Origin of the sequence: Streptomyces sp. NBC_00212 (genome assembly GCF_045206365.1) — a bacterium.
Taxonomy (GTDB): Bacteria; Actinomycetota; Actinomycetes; order Streptomycetales; family Streptomycetaceae; genus Streptomyces.
Window position 1 is genome coordinate 2,697,091 of sequence record NZ_CP108115.1, and the last position, 14,754, is coordinate 2,711,844.

General features: G+C 71.0%; 11 protein-coding genes. 2 read left to right on the top strand and 9 right to left on the bottom strand.

What is annotated here, in order from left to right; all coding sequences use genetic code 11:
• Window positions 1-18 precede the first annotated feature (18 nt).
• From OHA17_RS12130 to OHA17_RS12150, 5 genes are all read right to left on the bottom strand, one after another.
• Window positions 19-588, bottom strand: coding sequence for a GNAT family N-acetyltransferase (locus OHA17_RS12130; RefSeq protein ID WP_398879461.1), 570 nt, complete (start codon window positions 586-588; stop codon window positions 19-21).
• Window positions 589-622: 34 nt separating this feature from the next.
• Entirely contained in the window at window positions 623-2,827 is a 2,205-nt protein-coding gene (locus OHA17_RS12135; protein ID WP_406506521.1) for an MMPL family transporter, read from the bottom strand.
• Window positions 2,828-2,994: 167 nt separating this feature from the next.
• Window positions 2,995-4,272 carry an ABC transporter permease gene (locus tag OHA17_RS12140; RefSeq protein WP_406506523.1) on the bottom strand — a complete coding sequence of 426 codons (1,278 nt, stop codon included), beginning with the start codon at window positions 4,270-4,272 and terminating at the stop codon, window positions 2,995-2,997.
• Window positions 4,269-5,024 (bottom strand): ABC transporter ATP-binding protein, encoded by a 756-nt coding sequence (locus OHA17_RS12145; RefSeq protein WP_406506525.1) that lies wholly within the window; start codon window positions 5,022-5,024, stop codon window positions 4,269-4,271. Before OHA17_RS12145 ends, OHA17_RS12140 begins: the two co-directional genes overlap by 4 nt.
• Window positions 5,025-5,110: 86 nt before the next feature.
• Window positions 5,111-6,598, bottom strand: a complete 1,488-nt coding sequence (locus OHA17_RS12150; protein ID WP_406506526.1) for a peptidoglycan-binding protein — start codon at window positions 6,596-6,598, stop codon at window positions 5,111-5,113.
• Between the two features lie 529 nt (window positions 6,599-7,127).
• On the opposite strand from OHA17_RS12150, the gene OHA17_RS12155 reads away from it, so the two are divergent.
• Window positions 7,128-7,526, top strand: a complete 399-nt coding sequence (locus tag OHA17_RS12155; protein ID WP_406506528.1) for a hypothetical protein — start codon at window positions 7,128-7,130, stop codon at window positions 7,524-7,526.
• Between the two features lie 212 nt (window positions 7,527-7,738).
• Window positions 7,739-8,611: a hypothetical protein gene (locus tag OHA17_RS12160; protein WP_406506530.1), complete on the top strand. Its 873-nt coding sequence runs from the start codon at window positions 7,739-7,741 to the stop codon at window positions 8,609-8,611.
• Window positions 8,612-8,763: 152 nt separating this feature from the next.
• On the opposite strand, the gene OHA17_RS12165 is transcribed toward OHA17_RS12160, so the two are convergent.
• The 4 genes from OHA17_RS12165 to gatA form a co-directional block, all read right to left on the bottom strand.
• Window positions 8,764-10,860, bottom strand: coding sequence for a phosphocholine-specific phospholipase C (locus tag OHA17_RS12165; RefSeq protein WP_406510694.1), 2,097 nt, complete (start codon window positions 10,858-10,860; stop codon window positions 8,764-8,766).
• 635 nt (window positions 10,861-11,495) lie between these two features.
• On the bottom strand, window positions 11,496-13,004 hold the full coding sequence (gatB, locus tag OHA17_RS12170) for an Asp-tRNA(Asn)/Glu-tRNA(Gln) amidotransferase subunit GatB (RefSeq protein WP_053726240.1): 1,509 nt from the start codon (window positions 13,002-13,004) through the stop codon (window positions 11,496-11,498).
• A 17-nt stretch (window positions 13,005-13,021) separates the two neighbouring features.
• A complete protein-coding gene (locus OHA17_RS12175) occupies window positions 13,022-13,261 on the bottom strand; it encodes a hypothetical protein (protein WP_053726239.1) in 240 nt (79 codons plus the stop codon).
• The gene (gene gatA / locus OHA17_RS12180) at window positions 13,258-14,751 is read right to left on the bottom strand and encodes an Asp-tRNA(Asn)/Glu-tRNA(Gln) amidotransferase subunit GatA (protein WP_406506532.1); all 1,494 of its coding nucleotides are present in this window, start codon (window positions 14,749-14,751) and stop codon (window positions 13,258-13,260) included. Before gatA ends, OHA17_RS12175 begins: the two co-directional genes overlap by 4 nt.
• Window positions 14,752-14,754 lie beyond the last annotated feature (3 nt).

The window sequence follows — 14,754 nt, forward strand, 5'->3', positions numbered from 1 at the left end:
AACCCGGCAGTTGGTGGCTCAGCGCCCCGCCCGGCCCACCCGCGCCGCCCGCCACTCGTCGGCGAGCACCGCCCAGATCTCGCTGTCGTGCCGCACCCCTCGGTAGAGGTAGCTCTCGCGGAGCACCCCGTCCTTGGTCATGCCGAGCCGCCGGGCGACGTTGGTGCTCGCGGTGTTCTCGGCGGACGCCACCCACTCGACGCGGTGCATCCCGCGTACGTCCACGGCCCAGTCGATCAGCGTCGTGATGGCCCGGGTGATCAGGCCGCGCCCGACCGCGGCCTCCTCCAGCCAGCAGCCGACCTCGCAGTTGCCCTGGGCCGGTTCGAAGGTCCGGAAGATGACGGCGCCGACCAGCGTGTTGTCGAGCCAGATGCCGTAGATGCGCCCGGCGTCGGCGGCCGTCTTGTCCGCGTACCCCTGGAGGAAGGCGCGCGCGGAGGGCAGGTCGGTCGCGAAGTCGGGCAGGGCGATGTGGGTGCCGATGAACTCGCGGCCCCGGTTCATGTGGGCGAGGAACTCCTCGGCCTGCCACGGCTCCAGCGGGCGGAGTTCGGCCCCGTCGTCCCCCAGAGATACTGCGAACATCCCCACTCCTCCATCTGATCCGTCTGAGCGATTGCTAGGGCACGAGTTGGTCGGCCCGGTCGGCCGCCGGCTGCTCCGGGATCTTCGCACGGCGGCATTCGGGGGCCTCGATGCTGATCCTGGGGAGTCGCCGGTCGAGCCAGGCGGGCAGCCACCAGTTGGCGCCGCCGAGCAGGTGCATGAGGGCGGGCACGAGCAGGGTGCGCAGGACGAACGCGTCGAGCGCGACGGCCGCCGCGAGCGCGATGCCGAACATGGCGATGACGCGGTCGCCGCTGAGCACGAACGCGAGGAAGACCGAAATCATGATGACGGCAGCGGAGTTGATCACGCGGCTGGTCTCGGCGAGGCCGACCCGGACCGCCCGCCGGTTGTCGCGGGTCTCCAGCCACTCCTCGTACATCCGGCTGACCAGGAACACCTGGTAGTCCATGGACAGGCCGAAGAGGACGGAGACCATGATCACCGGCAGGAACGGTTCGATCGGCCCGGACCGGCCGAGGCCCATGAGTTCGCTGCCCCAGCCCCACTGGAACACCGCGACGACGATGCCGAACGCGGAGGCCACCGCCGCCACGTTCATCGCGGCCGCCTTGAGCGGGATCCCGATCGAGCGGAAGGCGAGCAGCAGCAGGACGCAGCCGAGCGCGATCACCACGCCGACGAACAGCGGGAGTTTGCCGACGATGATCGCCGCGAAGTCGTCGTAGCTAGCGGTCACGCCGCCCACCTGCGCCTTGAGCGAGCTGCCCCGCTCGGCGGCGGGGAGCACCTCGTGGCGCAGCCGGTCGACGAGGTCGCTGGTGCGCTGCGACTGCGGTGCCGAGTCCGGTACGACGGTCAGGACGGCGGTGCTGCCGCTGCCGTTGTACGTCACCGGGCTCACCGAGGCGACGCCGCCGGTGGCGCGCAGCACGTCGGGCAGCCGCTCCATCGCGAGCCGGTCGCCGGGGCCTTCGAGCTCGGCGACCACGGCGAGCGGCCCGTTCACGCCGGGCCCGAAGCCGTCCGCGAGGAGGTCGTAGGCCTTGCGCGTGGTGCTCTTGGCGGGGTTGTTGCCCTGGTCGGAGGTGCCGAGGTGGAGGGAGAGCGCGGGCAGCGCGAGCACCAGCACGACCCCGGTGGCGATCACGCCGAGCAGCTTGGGGTGGCGCTCCACGAAGGCGGCCCAGCGGGCGGCGAACCCGGTGGGCGGCTCGGGCTGCGGGCCGTGTTCGGCGAGCCCCCGCCGCTCACGGCGGCTGAGCGCCCGCATCCCGATGAACGAGAGCAGCGCGGGCAGCAGCGTGACGGAGGCCGCCACGGTCAGGACGACCGTGAGGGAGGCGGCGACGGCCACGCCGTTGAGGAAGCCCAGGCGCAGGACGAGCATGCCGAGCAGGGCGATGCAGACGGTCGCCCCCGCGAAGACGACGGCTCGGCCGGTGGTCGCGACGGCCGTGCGGGCCGCTTCCTCGACACCCATGCCCTGACGCAGCGCGCGCCGGTGTCTGGTCACGATGAACAGGGCGTAGTCGATGCCGACGCCGAGCCCGACGAGCATGCCCAGCATGGGCGCGAAGTCGGCGACGGTCATGACGTGGCCGAGCAGTCCGATGCCCGCGTACGCGGTGCCGACGCCGACAAGGGCGGTGGCGATCGGGAGCAGGCTGGCGGCGAACGAACCGAACGCGAGGAACAGCACGACGGCCGCGACGACCACACCCACGACCTCGCTGAGGTGCGCGGACGGCGCTTCGGTGAGCGCGACCGCGCTGCCGCCGAGTTCGACGTCGAGCGAGTCGGACGCGGCGGCCCTGGCCGTGTCAACGACGGCCTTGGCCTGCGCCTCGGGGATGTCGTCGGCCTGCTCGTCGAAGGTGACGGTGGCGTACGCGGTGCGTCCGTCGGCGCTGATCTGTGCCGCGCCCTCGGCCCCGTACGGGCCGGCCACGGAGGCGACCCCGGGGAGCTTCGCGACCTGCGCGAGCGTCCGCTCCAGCCGCTGCCGTACGGCGCTGTCGCGGACCGAGCCGGAGTGGGTGTGCCAGACGATGGAGTCGGTGTCGCCGCCCCGGCCGTGGAAGGCGGCGTCGAGCAGGGCGCTCGCGCGGCCGGACTCGGTGCCGGGGACCTCGTAGTCGTTCGAGTAGGCGGAGCCGGCGACGGCCGCCGCGGTGGTGGTGGTGGCGAGCGCGAGGAGCCAGAGCAGTACGGCGACGAGGCGGTGCCTGACGCACCAGCGCGCGAGGGCGGCCAACAGAGTGCTCCCGGATGATTTTGTGGCTCTTTGACCGGGAACAGCCCGCAAAGAACGGCGGTGCGCAGGATGCGCGTCAGCCACTCTGGCAGTCAATAGAGATCGTTTGCCCCTTTCGTGGCGTTCCTCACAGGACCCCTCCCCCTATGGGGGCGAAGGGCCCGGACTCAGCGCCGAAGGGCCTCCGCGGGTTCGATTCGGGCGGCGCGCAGCGCGGGGTAGGCGCCGGCCAGCAGACCGGTGAGGGTGCCGATCAGCGGAGCGGGCAGGGTCGTCCACGGGTCGAGGATGGCCGTCCAGTGGTGGGCGAGCGCCACCGAGAGCGTGACCACGATGCTGACGGCGGTGCCGAGCAGGCCGCCGAGGGTGCCGAGCGCCGCGGACTCGGTGAGGAACTGGGCGGCGATGTGGCGGGGCCGCGCGCCCAGTGAGCGGCGCAGGCCGATCTCGCCGGTGCGTTCCAGGACGGAGACCAGGGTGGTGTTGGCGATGCCGACGGTGCCGATCACCAGGGTGATGCCCGCGAGCAGCAGGAACAGCGAGTCGAGGCTCCCGGTGACGCTGTCCTGGAGCGTGTGGGGTGCGGGCGGCGGCACGGCCTGGAGGTGGTCGGGGCGGTCCGGCCGGAGCGCGAGCGGGGCCTGCTTCGCGATGAGCCGGGCGGCGCCGACGCGGGTCTGGATGAGCATGGTGGCGGCGTAGTCGGGCGCCGGGTCGCCGTAGTCGGCGCGGGCCGTGCGGTCGGGGATCATCACCGAGAGCAGCAGGTTGGGCAGCCGCTCAACGTTCTTCAGGATGCCGACGACGGTGTACGGGGTGCCGTTGACGAAGACGGCGGGCTGGGCCGCGAGACTGCTGATGCCGAGGCGGCGGGCGACGGCCGAGCCGATCACGGCGACATGCATGCGCCTGTTGTCGTGGAAGGTGTTGTAGAGGGTGCCGCCGGCGAGCGTGGGGCCGACGGCCTGGAGCAGCCCCGGGCTCGCCGCGTACACCGTGAGGCCTTCGGCGCCTTCCTGGCCGGCCGCTCCGGCGGCGGGTCCGGAGCGGGTGGAGACCGCGGGCGGGGTCTTGAACACCTGCCAGTAGGTGCCCGCGTGGACGGCGCCGTTGAGTCGCTCGGCGCGCTGGTCGGCGTCGTCGGGGAAGTCGTAGCGGGTGGCCGCGCCGGTCTGTTGCGCCGGGTCGGGCGCGCCGACGTCCTTCACGGTGACCTGGGTGGCGGCGAGCACCGTGAAGTCGGAGCTGATCTGGCCGCGCGCGGTGGCCGTGAGCCCGAGGATGGCCACGAACGCGCCCACACCGAGCAGCGTGCCGAGGACGGTCAGCGCGGTACGGGCCGGGCGTTGCAGGATGCCCGCCACCGATTCGGCCGCGAGGTCCCTGAAGACCATCCGGGTACGGGGGATGCCCGGGTGACGCGGGCGCCGGGCGGGCCTCCTCATGCCGGACTCCCGACGCTCAAACGGCCGCTGTCCTCGGCGAGTTGGCCGTCGCGGATGGTGATGGTGCGCCGCGCGCGGGCGGCGACGGCCGGGTCGTGGGTGATGACGACGAGGGTGATGCCGCTGTCGTTGAGGGCGTCGAGCGTGTTCATGACCCGGCCTGCCGACGCGGAGTCCAGGTTGCCGGTGGGCTCGTCGCAGAGCAGCAGGCTGGGCCGGTTGACCAGCGCGCGGGCGATGGCCACGCGCTGGCGCTCGCCGCCGGACATGGCGGAGGGCAGCGCGTCGAGCCGGTGCCCGAGGCCGACGGCGAGCAGTGCGTCCACGGCCTCGGTACGCCGTCGGGCGCGCGGGGTGCCGAGGTAGACCTGGGCGAGCATGACGTTCTCGGTGGCGGTGCGGTACGGCAGCAGGTGGAAGGCCTGGAAGACGAGGCCGATGCGGTGGCCGCGCAGGGCCGTGCGGTCGGCCTCGGGCAGGCCGCCGGTGTCGATGCCGTCGAGCCGGTAGCGCCCGCCGGTGGGCCGGTCGACGAGGCCGATCACATTGAGCAGCGTCGACTTCCCGGACCCCGAGGGCCCGACCACGGCGATGTACTCGCCGCGGTGGACGGTGAGATCGGTGGGCCGCAGCGCGTGCACCGGGGGCGGCCCGGGGTAGGTGCGGGCGGCGGCGGCCAGATCGATGACGGCGGGGGTGCCGGTGGGCGCGGGGGTGACTGCGGCGTCGCCCCGGGCCTCCTGGACAGGCATGGCGGGGTCCTCGGCAGGGGCTGCCACCTCCGCCTCCAGGCCATCCAGGGTCTCCGCCGCCGCCCCGCTTCGCCTCCGCCACCTCCTCACTGGCCCACCACCACCGCGTCCCCCGCCGCGAGCCGGAAACCCGGGGCAGCCGTCACGGCCACGTACCCGTCGGCGTCCATGCCCGCGGTGACCGGGATGCGGTTCTGGGCGCCGGAGGCGGCGCGTACGGACACCGAGGTGCGGCCGTCGGCGCCCGCGCTCACGGCGGTGGCGGGCACGACGAGGACCGGCCCGTTGCTGGACGCGGCGGTCACGGTGACCCGCACGTCGAGGCCGAGCCAGGGCGCGGGGAGTTCGGTGTCCGGGGTGACGGTCAGCGGGTAGCCGGCCCGCGTCTGCGGGGTGTCGCCGCCGCCGTCCTGGCCGGCGCCGGACGAGCCGTTCTGTCTGCCACTGCCCGAACTGCCGTTGCGCTGGCCGGTGTTGGTCGATCCGGTGGTGTACGCGCCGAGTGCGGTGATGGCGCCTTTGGCCTCCTGGCCGAGCACCTCGGCGGAGAGCTGGACCTTCATGCCCTCGCGCAGCGACGACTTCTGGTCCTGGGTGAGGACGGTGGTCACCACGGGCCGCCCCGAGTCGATGGTGAGCAGCGGCGCGGCGACGGCCGAGCCGACGGCTGCGCTGACGGCCGAGAGCCGGGCGGGGAAGGCGGGCACGAAGGTGAACTCGGCGAGCGGGAGCATCACCCCGGTGTGCGCGACGAGGTCGTCGAGTGCCTTTTGCGCGGTGGACAGGTCCTGTTGGGCGTAACCGAGCTGGGTGGTGGCGGCCGACATCGCAGCGGCCCCTTTCGCGCCGTCGCGGGTCGCGCGGGCGGCGGTGACGGCGCGCTGCGCGGTGGTGACGGCCTGGCGGGCCGAGGTGAGCGGCTGCTGGTCCGCGGCGCCGTGCGGGCCGCCGGTGTCGGGCGGGTCGTAGCCGCGGTCGGCGTAGAGCGCGGCGACGGCGGTCTTGGTGCGCGGCCCGAAGGTGCCCGCCGGGTCGCTGTCGGCGTACCCGAGGCGGCGCAGCGCGTCCTGGAGTTCGCCGACGTCCTTGCCGGTGTCGCCCGGCTTGAGGTCCCGGTAGGCGGGGACCGGCCCGGACAGCGCGATGACGGGCCGCCCGGAGACCTCGACGAGGACGTCGCCCGGCGCCACCGCGCTGCCGGCCTTCTTGCGGATCCCGGTCAGGAGCAGCGCACTGGCCCCGGCCCCTTGGGACTGGCCCTGTACGGGCGTGAAGTTGACGCTGCCGCCCGCGGTGACGGTGCCGCGCAGGATCACCGACTTGGTGAGGACACGCTGCTGCACCGGGGCGGTGAGCACGGTGGGGTCGGGGGCTCGGCGCCCGGCGGCGTCCTGGGCCGGGGAACGGACGAAGACCGAGGCGACGAGCCCGCCGACGGACAGCAGCGCCGCGCCCGCGGTGACGATCAGAAGAATGCGCTGACGCCTGATCAGGGCCGATGCCGAAGGCGGAAGTCGAGGTTCGGCGGAACGCGGTTCGGGCACGTCCGGCGGACCGGCTTGCTTGTCCGGCATATCGGGGTCCAGGGCGGCTGGAATACCCGATTCGGGCGTGGAACTGTCTGCCATTCGGTCCGCCTGCCAGGTAGCCGCCCGGTCCGCTCGCGGGATCGGGCGCCAGCTTGATGTGCGGGACCGGCCGCGTCAAGAGGGAATTTCCGGGGCGGCCGAAGAGCAGTGTGGCCGAATCACGGCTGTCGTGAACGCGCGCCACAAGGGACACCCGTAAGCACACGATCTTTACCTACCCTTTTCAACTGGGATTCTCCTCAAGGGAATTGACCGCTCCGGACAGATTTATCCATCCGCCCCTTCGCGGGATCCGGCCAAGATTTCCCGACATCCGCCGCCCCTGCCGTTCCTTTGCTCCCATGGAGGCACAGGGTCCGCAAAGTCTCCATTGACCGGCCGAACCACACCACTTACGGTTCTCCTGCCTTGGGAGACATCCCGGGACACAGCGGTCTCCGGCCGGAACCGTGCAACAAAAGAGCACGAAAGCTCGGCCTCACGTCATTTCTCAAGTCACTGAAGGAGATTCGCTGTGAGATCCAGATACGCATTGGCCGTAGCCGGTGTCGCAGTCGCCGCCCTGGCCGGCCTCGCCACCCCCGCATCGGCCGCGAGCACCCCGGCCACCACCACGCTCGGCCCGGCCGCCACCGTCATCGGCATCGAGTTCGTCAACGCCAACTACCAGGGCGCGACGTACACCGTGACCGGCGGCACCTGCACCGCCTCCACCTCGGACCTCGACTTCTACGTCAACTCCATGCCGGGCGGCTGGAACGATGTCATCTCCTCGTTCCACAGCTACGCGAACTGCTACACCAAGCTGTACGAGGACAACAACCGCACGGGAGCCACCTACGGCTACGTCGGCGACTCCAGCTATGTCGGGAACGCGATGAACGACCGCGCCAGCTCCATTTCGTGGAGCTGACCGGATCCCACTCGGCTGCCGCCGCGGACCAGGGCACGGTCCGCGGCGGCGGCCGGCCGGCGAACCGGCTGCTCCGCACCCCAAGTCCCTGCGGGCACGAAGTCTGAAAGGTGGCCATGGACGCGCGAGTTCCACAGGGAGGGCGCCCGGGCGCGGCGCCGCCGACCAGGCTGCCCAGGGTATCGGGCCCGCCCCTCGCGGTGGCGGCGGCCGTGGCGCTGCTGCTCGCCGCGGGCTGTTCGAGCCCGGCACAGAAAGCGGAACAGCCGAAGACCGGCGCCATTCCGAAGATCACCGACGCCTCGGAGATCAAACCGCTGCCACTGGACGCGTACACCCTCAATCAGCAGCAGTATCTGGACACCCTCAATGCCCAGCGCGTACTGGCCCGGCGCTGCATGACGCAATACGGAATCGACTGGCACGGCAGCGATGTGATCGACCCGGCGCCCGTCGGCCAGAAACTCGACACACTGTTCCTGATCGTCGACGCGAACCGTGCCTCGCAGTACGGATACCACTCGCCCGACGATCATTCCAAGGACGGCTCCACGGGCGGAAAGAAATCCGGCACGGGTGGTGATCCGACCCCGGTCGAGAAGTCGGTCTTCACCGGCACGTACAAAGGCCCGGACATCAATGGCCATTCCGTCCCCAAAGGCGGCTGCAATGCCGTGGTGGAAGCCGAGTTGACCAAGGGCGGCGCGCCGGGAGTGGGGATCTTGGACGCCGCGAACGTCATGATGGGCCCGTATCAGCAATCGAAGTCGGACAGCCGGGTCCAGGACGCGTTCGGCGCCTGGAGTACGTGCATGAAAGGCAAGGGGTATACGTACAAGAGCCCCGACGACGCCGTGAACGACCCGGCGTGGCACTCCCCCCAGCCGAGTCCGACGGAGATCGCGACGGCCCGCGCGGATGTCGCCTGCAAACAGCAGACCAATGTCGTCGGCATCTGGTACGCGGTCCTCACCGCCTACGAGAACCGGTACATCGAGTCCCACGCCGAGGACCTGGCCAAGGTGAAGCAGCAGGTGGACGCCACGCTGCGCAATTCGGCGACGATCCTCGCGACGGGGAGCTGACATGACGTCAAATAAGCGACGGCGCCTGGCGGTTGTGGCAGCGCTCGCGGTTCTTCTCTCGATGGGCGGTCTGGCGGGCTGCAACGACGACTCGTCGCCGCAGCCCGCCACGACCACCCAGGGCGCTTCCCCCGGATGACAGCCGGTCCCGGTCAGCCGGAGATGCTCGGGCGGCCGTTCTCGATGTGGCCCATCAGGCGCCTGCGGAACGGGCCGCCGCCGTCCGCGGTCACTTCGAGGTCGTACCAGCCGTGCGCGTCGGCGGCGGAGTGCACCACGGTGCGGCTGCGCCCGGGCTTGACCGTGACGGTCCGCTTCCAGTCCCGCAGATCGGCCTCGTCGGCGTAACCCAGCGGCCTCACGACGAAGGTGACGGACTTGTCGCCGCGGTTGCGGAGCGTCAGGTGGACGTCGCGGTCGTTGTGGTCGAGGTACGTGGTCACCTCGGCGGCGTCCGTGGCGCCGGCTCCCTCGAATTCCCGCCGGAACCCGTTCGGCCCGGTGACCGTGAACCTGTAAGCACCGTTCGCCCCGCCGGTAAGGGGCACACTCCATTGCGCCTTGCCCCTTACGTCCTTGTGCTGGGGCGCGGCGAACTCCTTGGCGTACGGGTAGAGCGCGAAGTGGGCGCTGGCCCGGCCGTTGTTGCTGAGCTGCACCTGGAGGGCACCGTCGGCGACCCGTGCGTAGGCATCCGGCTGGTACGGCAGCGGCCGGGCGGGCCGGGTGCCCTCTTCCTGTACGGGCATGTGCTGCTGGGCGGGCGGCTCGGGGCGCCAGCGTCCGCTCAGCGGCGGGATGGGGCCGGGGTGGGTCACGGCGGGCTGCGGCCTGCCGCGCTTGAAGTCGAAGGCGGAGGTGAGGTCGCCGGTGACGGTGCGCCGCCACGTGCTGATGTTGGGCTCGCGCACCCCGGTCCACTGTTCCAGGAAGCGGATCACGGAGGTGTGGTCGAAGACCTCGGAGCAGACGTAGCCGCCGACGCTCCACGGCGAGACGACGAGCAGCGGCACCCGCGCGCCGAGCCCGGTGGGCTTGCCCTCCCACTGCTCGTCGGCCACCTCGGGCGGGGCGACGGGCGGCGGGACGTGGTCGAAGAAGCCGTCGTTCTCGTCGTAGTTGACGAGGACGACGGTGTGCCGCCAGACGTCGGGGTGCTTGCCGAGCGCGTCGAGCACCTTGTAGACGATGGTGGCGCTGTGCACGGGCGAGGAGACGCTCGGATGCTCGGAGTCGAGCGCGGAGGGCACCAGGTAGGAGACCTCGGGCAGGGTGCCGGCGGCGACGTCCTTGCCGAAGGCGTCGGCGAGCGTGCCGGTGGGCACCCGCCTCAACCCCCGCTCGAAGAGACCGCGTTCGGCCTTGGTGAGGGTGGCTACCCCTTGGTCGAGCAGCCCCAGAAGCCGCTGCCGCTCGGCGTTGTCAGTGGTGTCGCGTACAACGGAGTAGAAGGACTCCATGAAGGTGTGCCCACCGGTCTTGGCGAGCACCTTCCGCGCGATCGCCTTGAAGGTGGTGAAGAACTCGATCTGGTTGTCGGTGAAGTTCTCCCATTCGGTGTACGTCTTCCAGCTGCGCCCGGCCTTTTCGAGCCGCTCGGCGTAGGTGCCCCAGCCGTACCCGGGATGGGTGCCCTCGTCGTACGCGTCATTGCCGACGGCCCGCTGTCCGTTGGCCTCGTACCCGGTCTTGCCGCTCCACAGATGGTTGCGGTTGGGGCTGGTGGAACTGTGGATGGAGGAGTGGTAGGCGTCGCAGACGGTGAAGGTGTCGGCGAGCTCGTAGTGCAGCGGGATGTCCTGGCGGTCGTAGTAGGCCATGGTCGCCGAGGTCTTGGCGGAGACCCAGTTGTCCATCCAGCCGCCGTTCCAGGCCTTGGCGCCGCCGCTCCAGGAGTGGTCGAGGGCGCCTATGTACTGGAGGTCCTGGTGCTGGGTGGCGGCGGCGCCGCGCACGGGGAAGGGAAGGACGGTGCTGCCGAGCGCCCCGGGCTGCTCGAACACGGGCCTGCCGCTGGGGAGTTGAAGGGCATTGCGATCACCGAAACCGCGCACACCCCTCAAGGTGCCGAAGTAGTGGTCGAAGGACCGGTTCTCCTGCATCAGGATCACGACGTGCTTGACCGCGCTCAGCCCACCGGCGGGCGGCCCGGCGGCCATCGCAGTCTGCAGCGAGGGCGGCAGCAGCGACCCGGCGGCGGCCGCGCCGAGGGCGCCGCCGCTCAGCGCGAGCAGTCGGCGCCGTGAGATGCCGGGGGCGGCGGCTGCGGCTGCGGCTGCGTTGTCCGTGGTCAAGTGGTCCTCCCGAGCGGTGTGGTGTGTACGGGGGGAACGGTAGTGACCCGGGGTGTCCCCCAGAAGACCCCGCCCCGGCCCCCGGATGAACGTCCAAGCCCTCCCTCCGGAAGTCCAACCCGGTTTCCCCTTCGGGGATGGGGGCCCTGCGGGCCCGGGGAGGGTGGGGGTGGGTTCAATCCCCGCGGACCGCGAGACCTGCTCGCGCAGTTCCCCGCGCCCCTCAACCCGCATTCCGGCTGCGGACCGTGCGTGGCTGGTCGCGCCCACGCGGCGGAGCCGCACAATGTCACAGCCCCGCGCCCCTCAACCCCCTTTCGCCCGCAGGCCGTGCGTGGTTGCTCGCGCAGTTCCCCGCGCCCCTAGCAGGATGGTGCTGGCCCGGTCGGCATCCTCAGCCTGTCCGGCGTTTGAGGACGAGCGCCGTTCAGGCGCGAACGGGGTCTGGGGCGGAGCCCCAGGACAGCAGCTCGACCACCCCCACCCCCGGAGGGTCTAGGGGAAGGGGCGGGGTGGGGAAACCGAAGGGGCGGCCCGCCCCGGGCAACTCGCCGGAGCAGACCGCCCCTTGGGGGACGGAGACGTGAGGGCTAGCCCTCGACCCCCAGCCGCTCCAGGATGAGCTCCTTGACGCGCGCCGCGTCGGCCTGACCACGCGTGGTCTTCATGACCGCACCGACCAGCGCGCCAACCGCCGCCACCTTGCCACCCCGGATCTTGTCCGCGATGGCCGCGTTGGAAGCGATCGCCTCGTCCACGGCGGAGCCCAGCGCACCCTCGTCCGAGACGACCTTCAGACCGCGCTTCTCGACGACCGCGTCCGGGTCGCCCTCGCCCGCGAGGACACCCTCGATGACCTGGCGAGCCAGCTTGTCGTTGAGGTCGCCGGCGGCGACGAGCGCGACGACCCGGGCGACCTGCGCCGGGGTGACGGGCAGCTCGTCCAGGGCGACGCCCTGCTCGTTGGCGTTGCGGGCGAGCTCGCCCATCCACCACTTACGGGCACCGGCCGCATCCGCCCCGGCCTCGATCGTCGCGACGATCGGATCGACCGCGCCCGCGTTCAGCATCGACTGCATGTCGTGCTCGCTGACGCCCCACTCCTCGCGGAGCCGGTTGCGCCGCACGCGGGGCATCTCGGGGAGACCCGCACGCAGTTCCTCGACCCACGCGCGCGCGGGAGCCACCGGCACCAGGTCCGGCTCGGGGAAGTAGCGGTAGTCCTCGGCGTTGTCCTTGATGCGCCCCGACGTGGTGGAGCCGTCCTCCTCGTGGAAGTGACGGGTCTCCTGCACGATGGTGCCGCCGGAGGACAGCACGGCCGCGTGCCGCTGGATCTCGAAGCGGGCCGCCCGCTCCACGGAACGCAGCGAGTTGACGTTCTTGGTCTCCGAACGCGTGCCGAACTTCTCGACGCCGTGCGGGCGCAGCGACAGGTTCACGTCGCAGCGCATCTGGCCCTTGTCCATCCGGGCCTCGGAGACGTCGAGCGCCTTGATGACCTCGCGCAGCTCGGCCACGTACGCCTTGGCGACCTCGGGGGCCCGCTCGCCCGCGCCCTCGATCGGCTTGGTGACGATCTCGATGAGCGGGATGCCCGCGCGGTTGTAGTCCAGGAGCGAGTGCGAGGCGCCGTGGATGCGGCCCGTCGCGCCACCGACGTGCGTCGACTTGCCGGTGTCCTCCTCCATGTGGGCGCGCTCGATCTCCACGCGGAAGATCTCGCCGTCCTCCAGTTGGACGTCCAGGTAGCCGTTGAAGGCGATCGGCTCGTCGTACTGCGAGGTCTGGAAGTTCTTCGGCATGTCCGGATAGAAGTAGTTCTTCCGGGCGAAACGGCACCACTCGGCGATCTCGCAGTTCAGCGCGAGACCGATCTTGACGGCCGACTCGACGCCGATCGCGTTGACGACCGGCAGCGAGCCGGGCAGGCCGAGGCAGGTGGGGCAGGTCTGCGAGTTGGGCTCGGCGCCCAGCTCGGTAGAACAGCCGCAGAACATCTTGGTCTTGGTGCCGAGTTCGACGTGGACCTCAAGGCCCATGACGGGGTCGTACGACGCGAGGGCGTCCTCGTACGAGACCAGATCAGTAACGGTCACGGTGAAAAACTTCCCTCTCAGCCCAACAGGACGTCGTCGTCACCGATGCGCTTGAGCTCGCGCAGCAGGAGGGCGACGCCGGTGGCGATGGCGGCGGCGGAGACGACGGCGTCGAGCAACTTCAGCGTGTCGTGGTCGGTACGGGCCTTCTTGGCCTGCTTGACCACGCTGATGGCGCCGAACGCGGTGGTGCCGATGGACAGGTACGTACCGGCCTTGGACTTCTTGAAACCCTTGGCCTTGGTCAGTGCACTCACAGCGACGGAGCCTCCTCAAGCAGCGGGTGACCCCACTTTTCCACGAAGGCGGCCTCGACAGCGGCGCCCACCTTGTACAGGCGGTCGTCCTTCATGGCGGGGGCGATGATCTGCAGCCCGACCGGCAGCCCGTCCTCCGGCGCGAGGCCGCAGGGCAGCGACATGGCGGCGTTGCCCGCCATGTTGGTCGGGATGGTGCACAGGTCGGCGAGGTACATCGCCATCGGGTCGTCGGCGCGCTCGCCGATCGGGAAGGCGGTGGTGGGCGTGGTCGGCGAGACGATCACGTCGACCTGCTCGAAGGCCTTCTCGAAGTCGCGCGTGATGAGGGTGCGGACCTTCTGGGCCGAGCCGTAGTACGCGTCGTAGTAGCCGGAGCTCAGCGCGTACGTACCGAGGATGATCCGGCGCTTGACCTCGTCGCCGAAGCCGGCCTCGCGGGTCAGCGCGGTGACGTCCTCGGCGGACCTGGTGCCGTCGTCGCCGACTCGCAGGCCGTAGCGCATGGCATCGAAGCGGGCCAGGTTCGAGGAGCACTCCGACGGCGCGATCAGGTAGTACGCGGAGAGCGCCAGGTCGAAGGACGGGCAGTCCAGCTCGACGATCTCGGCGCCGAGCGACTTGAGCAGCTCGACGGACTCGTTGAAGCGCTGGACGACACCGGCCTGGTAGCCCTCACCGGAGAACTGCTTGACGACGCCGACGCGCATCCCGGCGACGGAACCGTTCTTCGCGGCCTCGACGACCGGCGGGACCGGCGCGTCGATGGACGTCGAGTCGAGCGGGTCGTGCCCGGCGATGACCTCGTGCAGCAGCGCCGCGTCCAGGACCGTACGGGCGCAGGGCCCGCCCTGGTCGAGGGAGGACGAGAAGGCGACCATGCCGTAGCGGGAGACCGCGCCGTAGGTCGGCTTGACGCCGACGGTGCCGGTGACGGCGGCGGGCTGGCGGATGGAGCCGCCGGTGTCCGTGCCGATGGCGAGCGGGGCCTCGTAGGAGGCGAGCGCCGCGGAGGAGCCACCGCCCGAACCGCCCGGAATCCGGGTCAGGTCCCACGGGTTGCCGGTCGGGCCGTAGGCGCTGTTCTCGGTGGAGGACCCCATGGCGAACTCGTCCATGTTGGTCTTGCCGAGGATGACGACGTCCGCGTCCTTGAGGCGCTTGGTGAGCGTCGCGTCGTACGGCGGGATCCAGCCTTCGAGGATCTTCGAGCCGACGGTGGTCGGGATGCCCTCGGTGGTGAAGATGTCCTTCAGCGCCAGGGGCACACCGGCCAGCGGGCCGAGCTTCTCGCCGGCCGCGCGCTTGGCGTCGACGGCGCGGGCCTGCGCGAGCGCGCCGTCGCGGTCGACGTGCAGGAAGGCGTGGACCTTCTCGTCCACGGCCTCGATGCGGGCCAGGTGGGCCTCGGTGACCTCGACGGCGGTGAGCTCGCCGGCCGCGATCTTCGACGCGATCTGAGCCGCTGTGAGCTTGATGATGTCCGTCATGTG